This window comes from Streptomyces sp. AA1529 (assembly GCF_000280905.1).
In the GTDB taxonomy this organism is placed as follows: Bacteria; Actinomycetota; Actinomycetes; order Streptomycetales; family Streptomycetaceae; genus Streptomyces.
This window is the reverse complement of record NZ_ALAP01000072.1, coordinates 44,974-55,027: the sequence shown is the minus strand read 5'-3', so window position 1 is coordinate 55,027 and position 10,054 is coordinate 44,974. Positions and strand designations below refer to the sequence as shown.

Sequence of the window (10,054 nt, the reverse complement as noted above, 5' to 3'; positions counted from 1 at the left end):
CTATCCGGAGATCGTCGACCCGCTGGGGGAGGAGCCGCAGCCCTCCGGGGAGCCGGGCGAACTCGTGCTGACGACGCTGACGAAGGAGGCCCTGCCGGTCATCCGCTACCGCACCCGCGATCTGACCCGGTTGCTGCCCGGCACCGCGCGCCCCGCGTTCCGCCGCATCCAGAAGATCACCGGCCGCAGCGACGACATGATCATCCTGCGTGGGGTCAACGTCTTCCCCAGCCAGATCGAGGAGATCGTGCTGGACCTCCCCGCCGTGGCCCCGCACTTCCAGCTCCAGCTCACCCGGCAGGGGCGGCTGGACCACCTCAGCGTGCTCGTGGAGGCCCGGCCTGCGGCCACCCCGGCCGACCGCGCCGCGGCCGAGGCCGCGCTCGTACGCCGGGTCAAGGACGGCATCGGGGTGGCGGTGGAGGCCCGCGTGGTCGACCCGGAGACCATCGAGCGCTCCGTCGGGAAGTTCCGCCGGATCCGGGACCTGCGCGCCGAGGCGGACAGTACGGCCCCGGCGTAGCCGTCCGCGAGCGGTCCCGCGCACCGGGCGCCGCCGCCGCGCGGTGGTGGGCGGCGCCGACCCTGCCTGGAGCGGCGGTTCGGGCCCGCGGAACGGGCGGGGGCCCGGCGTTGAACGGCACCCCGGTCTCCGCCACCGACCGGTCACCAGCCCCGCATCCCAGCACCGGGCCGGTGCTGCCGGGCCCAGCCGAACCCCTGCCACCAGCACCGACAGATCCGGGGGCCGCCAGCGGACCCGCCTCCTGCCGGATCGCGGCCGAGCTCGGCGACGCCCTGTTCGCCACGGAGGAGAAGCCCGAGATCGTGCGCCACTACCGGGAGGCGGGCGGCACCGGCCCCGGCTACGCCGAGGTCCCGCTGGCCTGGGCGGAGAGCGAGCGCGAGGGCGCCAGGGCCGCGCTCGCCTCCTTCCGCTGGGCACTGACCGGCTGGAAGGTGATGAGCGAACTCCCCAATCCGGTCAACTTCGAGGCCGCCACCGCGCAGATCCGCGAGGAGGACATCCGGCAGCGGTTCGCCTGCGGCAACGATCCGCAGCGCTGCCTGGAGGTGGCCGGACCCTTCCTGCAGGCCGGTTTCGACCGACTGGTCCTGATGAACGCCGGACCCGACCCCGGAGGCTTCCTCGACTTCTGCGACGCGGAGTTGATCGGCCGGCTCAAGCAGCTCGCGGCCGGCTGAGCGCCGCCTTCCGCGCGGCGCGGAAACCGGTTGCGCCGTCCTGCGTGCTGCGCTGGGGTACGGGAAGACCTGCCGCACCTGCCGAAGGGAACCCCCGTGGCCCGAGCCGTGACCCTGATCCGCTCCCGGAGCCTCTCCGACGTGGCCGAGTACGCGTACGCGGCAGCGGCGCCGCCCGACGCGCGCCTGATCTTCCTCGCGGGGGCCTGCCCGCTGGCGGACGACGGCACGGTCACCCCCGTCGGGGACTACGCGGGCCAGGCGGCCCGAGCCGTCGAGAACCTGCGCACCGCGCTGCACGAGGCGGGCGCCGATCTGCGGGATCTGATCAGCACCCGGGTCCTGGTGGCCGCCGGCAGCCAGGCCGACCTGGTGGCGGCCTGGGAGGTCTACCGCGATGCCGTGGGCTGCCACGACGTGCCCAGCACGCTGCTGGGCGTCACCGTGCTGGGGTATTCCGACCAGTTGGTCGAGATCGAGGCGGTGGCGGCGGTCCTGGACTGATCCGGCGGCCCGGCACCGTCAGTCCGGAAGCCGGAACGGCACCGTCCGCCAGGGGCTGCGCGGTGCCCGCAGCAGCACCCGGTGCGCCTCCAGCACGTCGGTGTACCAGGTGCCGAACCGCTCCTCGTCGAAGTGCAGGCAGCGGCCCATCACATAGGCCGCCGAGAACTCCGTCCAGGAGCGGTAGGTGCTCCGCACGCCGGTGCCGACCCGCTCGATCGCGTCGTACATCTCGGCGCGGGTCGCGTAGCGGGCCCCCCGGCCCCAGCGGGCCATCTTGGAGGCCCGGCCCAGGTCCCAGGCGGCGACGGTGCGGATCACCTCGTGCGGACCGATCAGTCCGTCGGCGCGGAAGCGCGCCTCGTACCGCAGCACCTTGCCCACCAGTGACCGCAGGTCCGTCAGGAAGGCGTCGAAGTCCGGACCCTCGGGGGCCTCGACGACCCGGCGCAGTGTCGTCTCCACGCAGTCCCGCCACTGCCCGGCGTCCACCGGGCCCGGGCCGCGGTGCTCCTTCTCCAGCGCGAGGCGGGCCCCGAGCACGAAATCCCAGTACCAGGGGCTCACCTCGCACTCCAGCAGCCGCTGCTCGGTCTCCAGCCAGTCCTCGCGGCTCTCGACTCCCCAGTACTCCGCGAGCCGTTCGACTTCGTTGCTGTAGCCGGCGCCGTGCCAGTCGAGGGTGTTCCAGGGGTCGCCGTTGCCGAAGCACAGATGGGCGCCGCACGCCAGCCCGTGCAGCAGGGGGCCGGACTCCGGGGCTCCGGTCCGCCGGGTGACGAGGCGGCCGGTGAGCGCGTGCGGATCGAACAGTTCCTCGTGCAGCTCCGACCAGACCTCCCGCTCCTCCTCGTCCACCCGGAACAGCTCCTGGCAGGGCGTCGCGCCGTTGACGACGAGCACCTCGACCTCGGGCGGCAGGATGTCGGCGAGGGTGCCCAGGGTGATGAACTCGAAGACCACATACGGATGCGGCCGCGGCAGCAGACCGTCGGTGTAGACCTGGGCGACGATGCGGGTGACGCCGTCCGAGCCGGTGATTTCGCTGGTGACCGGCCGCCGTCCGGCGGGATCGCGGACGGTCTGCTCGATCGGCATCGGGTGGTAGACGCCGTTCTCGGCGAGGGCGCGCAGGTAGGTGTAGCTCTCGTCGACCTCGTGCAGCTTGTACAGCCGCCGCTCCAGATCGCCCGGGGCCTCCCAGTGCTCCGCACCGTCGTGCTCGACGACCGGGAAGACATCGTCGTGATCGTCCTGCTCGCCTACCGCGTACACCGTCGTGCCCCGTTCCCGGCCCGCCGGTCGACGCGCCGGGACCGCTGGTCGTGATCGAACGGTCACGCTACCGCTCGCGTGGGACCGGCCGGGCCCGCGGGGAGGAACCGGTCGTCCGCGTGCACGCGCGGCGGCGGCCGTGGACGCCGTGTGGACCGCCCTGGAGCGCTCCCGTCTCACCCGGATGCGCTCCTGAGCGTCCACCGTCCGCCGTGGCAGGATGGAACTGCCGTGCAGTTTCGGTCGGTTGCGGCGTGCGCGCCGCACACGAGGAGGGGGCAGGATGAGCAGTCTCAACAAAGGACTCGACAAGGTGGAGGTCACCCTCAAGTGGGACCCGAGCCCGCTGGGCGAGCCCGAGCACGACCTCGACATAGTGGCCGCCACCTACACCGCCGACGCCCCCTACGGTGAGCCCGCCTACCTGGTGCACTTCGACAGCCGCGCCCCGGACGGCACCATCATCCTGAACCGGGACAGCAAGACCGGCCAGGGCTTCGGCTCCGACGAGGTGCTCACCCTCGAACTGGACCGGCTCTCCGAGGAGTACGTGCGGGTCGTGGTGGGTGTCGCCATCCAGCAGGGCGAGGGGCACAAGACGTTCGCGCAGGTCCCGAACACGGCCGTGCAGGTCAAGGAGGGCTACGAGGAGCTGTCCCAGGACGACTTCTCCGGCGTCCCGGACGCGACCGCGGCCACCGTCGCCGAGTTCGCCCGGGGCGGGACGGGCGAATGGCACCACACACCGGTGCTGCGCGGCTACCAGGGCGCCCCCGAGGAGTTCGCCTCCCGGATGGGCATCCCGGAGCAGCGCGGTTCCTGACAGCGAAGGCGGGCGGCGCCGTGGGTTGCGGCACCGCCCGCCCGCCCGGCCGCTCCTGCTCCGGCCGGCGCGCTGCTGCTACAGCTCCTTGATCCGTACGTTCCGGTAGGAGACCACGTCCGTCGTGCTGTGGACCTGGAGGCCCACATAGCCCGAGGCGTAGCGGCGCCCGTCGGTGCCCGGGTCGTCGGAGCGCGGCGGTTCGAAGACCTGTCCGCGGTTGTTGTCGAACTCGTTGATCAGTGTGCCGTTGCGGTAGATCTCGTAGTGCTGGCCCACCACCCGGATCTCGTAGTCGTTCCAGGTGCCCTTCGGGGTGACGCCCGCGCCCGCCAGACCGACGCGGTCGAACCCGTAGACGGAACCGGTCTTGTACATGTCCCCGTCGGGGCGGTCCAGGATCTGCAGTTCATGGCCGTACTTGATGGCCACCCACTCCGGCCGCGACTCCTCCGGGTGGTCGTGCACGTCGGGGAAGCGGGCGAAGACCCCGGCGTTGGCCCGGCCGTCCCCCGGCGCGTCGTCACGGAACTGGAGCTTCAACGAGAAGTCCCCGTACTTGCGCTGGGGGTACCACAGCATTCCCATGCCCTCGACCGAGCTGTCGCTGGTCATGCTGCCGTCGTCGTTGAGCCCGAACTTCCCGCCGCCGACCTGCTCCCAGTCGGCGAAGGACTCCTCGCTGCCGTCGAACAGGTCGCGGTAGCCGGTCTCCTGACCCGGTGTCCCGATCCCGGACCGCTTGGCGGCGCGGTTGATCAGCTTCTGCTCGCGGGGTACGAGCACACCCTCCTTGACCAGCCCCTCGGTGACCCCGCGCACGTGCTTGAGGAACAGCGCCTGGGACGTCCACTCCTTCTCGTCCTCGATCAGCTCGTTGACGGTGCAGCGCCGCTTCGTCATGCGGTTGGGCACCCCGGTGTCCACGGTGCCGACGATCACCGTCTCCCGCTCGTCGTACTCCGGGCAGGCCGGCGCCGGGACTCCGCCGCCCGCCACGATCCGGAACGACAGCCGCTGCGGCTCCGAGACGTTGCCCGCCTGGTCGGTCGCGCGGTAGGTGACCGCGTGGTAACCGGCCCGGTCGACGACCAGCGGCTCCGCGTAGTCGACGTACGGGGCGCCGTCCAGCGAGTACTCGATCCTCTCGACCCCGGACTTGTCGTCCGCGGCCGTCACGGTGACCGTCGCCCGGCCGATGAAGTGGCCGTCCGAGTTCTTGCTGCCCTCGGCGCTGCCCTGGGTGGTCGGCGGCGTGGTGTCCTCGTCCGGCGGTTCGACGACGGTGAAGTCGACCGACTTCTCCTCCGCCGCGTTCCCGGCCTTGTCCGCGGCCCGGTAGCGGACGGTGTGCTCGCCCGCATCGGCCACCGTCACCGGCGCCGTGTAGGGCTGGAAGTCGCCGCCGTCGAGGGCGTACTCGATGCTTTCGACGCCCGAGTCCGCGTCCGAGGCCGTGACCGTGACCGTCGCGCTGCCCAGATAGTTGCCGTCCTCGTCCTGGTCGCCGTCGACCGCGGCGGAGGTCTCGGGCGGTGTGCCGTCCTCACCCGGATCGTCCCCGGTCACCACCAGGGTTCCGGTCATCTGCTGATGACCGGGGATGGTGCAGTGGTACTTGTAGGTCCCCGGCGTCAGGGTGACCTCCACCGTGTGCTTCCCGCCCTCGGAGTCGTTGGGCGAGGCCAGGATGTTGAGGTCCACGTCCTGGTTGTAGTCCGGGTCGGAGGTGACGAAGGTGAGGGTGTGCGACATCCCGGTGGTGTTGCCGGTCGCCTCGCTGTTCTCGAAGACGATCGTCGCCTTGCCCGCCACCGCGGTCGAGGGCGCCGAGGCGTACTTCGTCATGTCGTCGTTCGCCGTCCAGGTCAGCACCTGCGCGTCGGCGGCCGGGCCGCTCTGCCCCGTGCTCCGGGCGCCGGACAGGGTCGTGCCCTGCCCCCACGCCGTACCGGAGGTCAGGCCCAGCACCATCACCAGGGCCCCCAGCAGGGCCGTCACCAGCCGGTGCCGCTCGCGTCTCCCGCGGCGCCCCGCTCGTACGCTCGCCCTCATCGGACCGTCTCCTTCCGCAGTGCCGGTTCGGCCATGTCCTCCGGGCTCGGTGTCGGCTCGCCGCCCTTGTACGTCACCCGCCACAGCGCGGACTTGTCGTCGGAGGTGAAGAACCCGCGCCCGTAGTCCAGGACGTACAGCGCGCCGTCGGGTCCGAACTTCCAGTCCATGAGGTTGCGGATGCCGCCCTCGCCGACGGGCACGATCCCGTCCAGACTCTCGGCGTGGTCGGGCTGCGCGCCCACGGTGTCGCCCTTCGGCATCACCAGCGCGTGCCGCGGCTGGTCGCCGTCGTAGAAGTCACCCACGAACCACTTGCCGTCCCAGTACGAGGGCCACTTGCCCTTCGCCGGGTTGTCCGCGTCGAACCGGTAGAGCGGTCCGTTCATCGCCGCCTGGCCGCCGCCCTTCAGCCAGGGAAGGGTGAGCTGCTGCTCGTCCTCCTGGTAGCTGGGGATGCCGTTCTCGTCCCGGGGGAAGTCCGGTCCGCCGCCCTGCGGCGAGTACCAGATGTTGTTCCCGCGGGCCGGCGGGATGTTGACCAGACCGTCGTTGTTGGGCGACTCGTTCTTCAGATGATCGCAGTCGTACCAGCCCAGCGGTTTGCTCGGGTCGGGCAGGTTGCGGTCCCGGTAGGGCTGCTTGTTGCCCATGCAGTACGGCCAGCCCTGGTTGCCCGCGCTGGTGATCCTGGCGAAGGTGTCGTACTTGGCCGGGCCCCAGGTCGGGCTCGGGGACTGCGCGTCCGGGCCGACCCAGCCCGCGTAGAGCGTGTCGGTCTCCTTGTCGACGGCGATCCGCGCCGGGTTGCGGACTCCCATCACATAGATCTCACCCCGGGTCTTGCCGCCGCCCTCGTCGGTCTCCTCGCCGGTGAACAGGTTGTCCTCGGGGAGGGTGTAGGTGCCGTCGTCCTCGGGGTGGATGCGCAGGATCTTGCCGTTGAGGTTGTTGGTGTTGCCCGCGGTACGGCGCGCGTCGGCGAACGAGACACCCTTGAAGTTCGGCTCCGGATTGTTCCCCGAGTAGCCGTCGCTGTACTGCGAGGAGTTGTTGTCACCCGTGGCGATGTAGAGGTTGTCCTCGGAGTCCCAGGCCATGCCGCCGCCCGCGTGGCAGCAGCTGTGGATCTGCACCGGCCACTCGAGCAGCACCTTCTCCGAGTCCAGGTCCAGCTTGTCGGTCTGCTGGTCCAGCGTGAACCGGGAGACACGCCGCTTCGCCATGTGTGTGTCGCGGTCGATCTCGCTGTGCGGCGTGTAGTGCAGGTAGACCCAGCCGTTGCGGGCGAAGTCCGGGTCCAGCTCGATGCCGAGCAGCCCCTCCTCGTTCTTGACCAGCTCGCCGCCGCCGCCCTTGTTGCCGAAGACCGTCAGTTCGCCCGCGAGGGTGACCTGCTCCGTCTCCGGGTCCCAGATGTGCACCTGGCCCTTGCCCTTGCCGATGTCGGGGTCGTCCCAGTCGGTGACCACCGGCTGGGAGGCGTCGCCGCCGCCGCGCCCGATGTAGAAGACCCGGCCGTCCTCGGCCGTGACCACGCCGTGCGGCTCGCCGATCTGGTCGGACTGCCCGGGCTGGTTGGGCTCGGTGAGCCGCTTCGCCTCGTAGTTGGCGGAGATGGCCGCCTGGCAGTCGGCGCGCGCCAGCCGCGTCGTCCACATCAGGGCACCCCGCAGATGGGTGCGGAAGTCCGTCTCCGCGAAGCTGGCCGCGGTCCCGCCCATGGACGTGTAGAACGAGCGTCCGCCGTCGTAGTCGCGGCACCAGGAGACCGGGTGGTCCCAGCCGCCGGCGTCCGCGCCGCCGTCGTAGGTGGTGGTGCGCAGCCGTGCGACGGTGTGCACCTTCCCGGAGGGGTTCTCCCGCCAGTTGAGCCACCTGTCGGGACGCTTCCACTCGACGGGCAGATCCTTGGTCGCCGGATGCTGCCGGTCGCCGACCTCGACGGTGGCCCGCTGCACCTTCGAGGGGCTGTGCTCGGCCGGGCGGGCACCGATGAGCCCCGTGAACCACTCCGAGTACGGCTCGGCGCGGGCGGCGTCGTGGACGCCGAGGAAGCCGCCGCCCGCCTCCATGAAGCTCTCCAGACCGGCCTCCTGCGCCGGGTCGAGCACGTCGCCGTCGCCGGTCAGGAAGACCACGGCGTTGAAGCGGCCGAGCCGCGGCTTGGTGAAGATCGCCGGATCGTCGGTCGCGCGGATGGTGAAGTGCTCCTGGGCCGGGCCCTGCTGTCCGATCTTCTCGATGGCCTCGATCGCGGCATCGACGGTGGGGGACTCCTCGCCCGTCGCGCCGTGGAAGACCAGGACCCGGACGTCCTCACCGCCCGGCGGACTCGGCAGCGCCAGCTTGGGCGCGGGTGCTCCCGGCGGTGGTGCCGCCAGCGCGGGTGCGCTGAGCAGCCCGGCGGCGAGCGCGCCGGCCAGCAGCGCGGCGATCCTCCTGCGTCGGGGTCTCGCCCGTTTTGGGTGCGGTTGGAGCCGCATGCGTGATCCACCCCTCTTCTGTCACCGAAACGTGGCAGAAGCTAGACCTCTTTCGGCGGTTCGCCAAGAGCTATGACCGTAATCCGACGAACTTTGTCCTGGGTGTGGATAAACGCTGCCTCCGGCGCTACCGTCCCCTGCAACTCGCATCGCGCGGCGCACCGTTCAGCACTCCATTGGCCACACGCCCCCGGGGGAGATCGAGAACGATGACCCGAGAGACCCGAAACCCCAGCACCCACACCCGCCGCTCCTTCAGCAGAGGCCTGCTGGCCTCGGGCGCCGTCGCCGCGGCCGGCGGAAGCGCACTGACGGCGGCCGCGCCCGCGGCGCAGGCGGCACCGGCCCGCTCCGCGGCGATCCGCCGCGCGGGCAAGGGCGGTGAGACCCGGCGGATGAAGATGTACGTGGAGAAGCTCCCCGACGGCAGGATGGGCTACGGCCTGGAGAAGGGGAAGGCCACCGTCCCCGGACCGCTGATCGAACTCGTCGAGGGCGACACCCTGCACGTCGAGTTCGAGAACACCATGGACGTCGCGGCCAGCCTCCACCCGCACGGCGTGGACTACGACATCGCCAGCGACGGCACCAGGATGAACAAGAGCCACGTCGAGCCGGGTGGCAAGCGCACCTACACCTGGCGCACCCACGCGCCCGGCCGCCGCAAGGACGGCACCTGGCGTCCCGGCAGCGCCGGATACTGGCACTACCACGACCACGTCGTCGGCACCGACCACGGCACCGGAGGGATCCGCAACGGCCTCTACGGCCCGGTCGTCGTGCGCCGGGAGGGCGACATCCTGCCCGACCCCGACCGCCAGTTCACCATCGTCTTCAACGACATGACCATCAACAACCTCGACAAGGGGCCCGACTTCGAGGCCACCGTGGGCGACCGCGTCGAGATCATCATGATCACGCACGGTGAGTACTACCACACGTTCCACATGCACGCCCACCGCTGGGCCGACAACCGCACCGGCATGCTGGCGGGCCCGGACGACACCAGCCCGGTCATCGACAACAAGATCACCGGCCCCGGGGACTCCTTCGGCTTCCAGATCCTGGCCGGGGAGGGGTCCGGAGCGGGCGCGTGGATGTACCACTGCCACGTCCAGAGCCACTCCGACATGGGGATGGCGGGACTGCTGCTCGTCGCCAAACCCGACGGCACCGTGCCCGGCCACCAAGACCACGGCTGACGGCGGTGCCCACCCCGGCCGTGGTACCGTAAAGACGTTGCAGTTTTGGTACCCATACGTGTGCGCGCCTGAGCTTTGTGGCTCGGGCGCGTTCTGTTTTCCGGAGCTTCTCTGGATGGGGGTCATTGCGGCGACGCGGAGCGCACGAGGTGTGCGTTCCCAGCCACCCTGAAGGAGAAGAAAATGGCATCCGGCACCGTGAAGTGGTTCAACTCGGAAAAGGGCTTCGGGTTCATCGAGCAGGACGGCGGCGGCGCCGACGTCTTCGCGCACTACTCGAACATCAACGCCCAGGGCTTCCGTGAGCTGCAGGAGGGCCAGAAGGTGAACTTCGACGTCACCCAGGGCCAGAAGGGCCCCCAGGCGGAGAACATCACCCCCGCCTGACACCTGCCGCGCAGGACGCTCGCAGGGCCCGCACCGACGAGGTGCGGGCCCTGCGCCGCTTCCGGCCCCGGGGCGCGTCCGCGGTGCTCCCGGCACCGGCGCGGACACACCCGGAC

General features: G+C 70.9%; 7 protein-coding genes and 2 pseudogenes. 6 read left to right on the top strand and 3 right to left on the bottom strand.

Annotated features, from left to right (window positions below; translation table 11 throughout):
* The 3 genes and pseudogenes from A949_RS0120455 to A949_RS0120445 form a co-directional block, all read left to right on the top strand.
* A pseudogene (locus tag A949_RS0120455) lies at positions 1-523 on the top strand (phenylacetate--CoA ligase); the annotation flags it as partial.
* A gap of 224 nt (positions 524-747) precedes the next feature.
* Positions 748-1,206: pseudogene (locus A949_RS34035) on the top strand (LLM class F420-dependent oxidoreductase); the annotation flags it as partial.
* Positions 1,207-1,302: 96 nt separating this feature from the next.
* A complete protein-coding gene (locus A949_RS0120445) occupies positions 1,303-1,710 on the top strand; it encodes a RidA family protein (protein WP_019357892.1) in 408 nt (135 codons plus the stop codon).
* A gap of 18 nt (positions 1,711-1,728) precedes the next feature.
* Here the strand turns inward: A949_RS0120445 and A949_RS0120440 are convergent, their stop codons facing one another.
* Complete coding sequence (locus A949_RS0120440) at positions 1,729-2,985, bottom strand: DUF1266 domain-containing protein (RefSeq protein ID WP_019357891.1); 1,257 nt, start codon at positions 2,983-2,985, stop codon at positions 1,729-1,731.
* Between the two features lie 283 nt (positions 2,986-3,268).
* On the opposite strand from A949_RS0120440, the gene A949_RS0120435 reads away from it, so the two are divergent.
* Positions 3,269-3,808, top strand: coding sequence for a TerD family protein (locus A949_RS0120435; protein WP_019357890.1), 540 nt, complete (start codon positions 3,269-3,271; stop codon positions 3,806-3,808).
* Between the two features lie 78 nt (positions 3,809-3,886).
* Here the strand turns inward: A949_RS0120435 and A949_RS0120430 are convergent, their stop codons facing one another.
* On the bottom strand, positions 3,887-5,863 hold the full coding sequence (locus A949_RS0120430) for an OmpL47-type beta-barrel domain-containing protein (protein ID WP_051019574.1): 1,977 nt from the start codon (positions 5,861-5,863) through the stop codon (positions 3,887-3,889).
* Entirely contained in the window at positions 5,860-8,349 is a 2,490-nt protein-coding gene (locus A949_RS0120425; protein WP_019357888.1) for a ThuA domain-containing protein, read from the bottom strand. Before A949_RS0120425 ends, A949_RS0120430 begins: the two co-directional genes overlap by 4 nt.
* 209 nt (positions 8,350-8,558) lie before the next feature.
* On the opposite strand from A949_RS0120425, the gene A949_RS0120420 reads away from it, so the two are divergent.
* Both A949_RS0120420 and A949_RS0120415 read left to right on the top strand, forming a co-directional pair.
* On the top strand, positions 8,559-9,551 hold the full coding sequence (locus tag A949_RS0120420; RefSeq protein WP_019357887.1) for a multicopper oxidase domain-containing protein: 993 nt from the start codon (positions 8,559-8,561) through the stop codon (positions 9,549-9,551).
* A 183-nt stretch (positions 9,552-9,734) separates the two neighbouring features.
* Positions 9,735-9,938 carry a cold-shock protein gene (locus A949_RS0120415; protein ID WP_019357886.1) on the top strand — a complete coding sequence of 68 codons (204 nt, stop codon included), beginning with the start codon at positions 9,735-9,737 and terminating at the stop codon, positions 9,936-9,938.
* The last annotated feature ends 116 nt before the right edge of the window (positions 9,939-10,054 follow it).

Bases quoted from the DNA above. Each gene is read 5' to 3' on its own strand.
- A949_RS0120435 (WP_019357890.1), top strand. From the start codon at position 3,269: ATGAGCAGTCTCAACAAAGGACTCGACAAGGTGGAGGTCACCCTCAAG.
- A949_RS0120430 (WP_051019574.1), bottom strand. From the start codon at position 5,863: ATGAGGGCGAGCGTACGAGCGGGGCGCCGCGGGAGACGCGAGCGGCAC.
- A949_RS0120425 (WP_019357888.1), bottom strand. From the start codon at position 8,349: ATGCGGCTCCAACCGCACCCAAAACGGGCGAGACCCCGACGCAGGAGG.
- A949_RS0120420 (WP_019357887.1), top strand. From the start codon at position 8,559: ATGACCCGAGAGACCCGAAACCCCAGCACCCACACCCGCCGCTCCTTC.
- A949_RS0120415 (WP_019357886.1), top strand. From the start codon at position 9,735: ATGGCATCCGGCACCGTGAAGTGGTTCAACTCGGAAAAGGGCTTCGGG.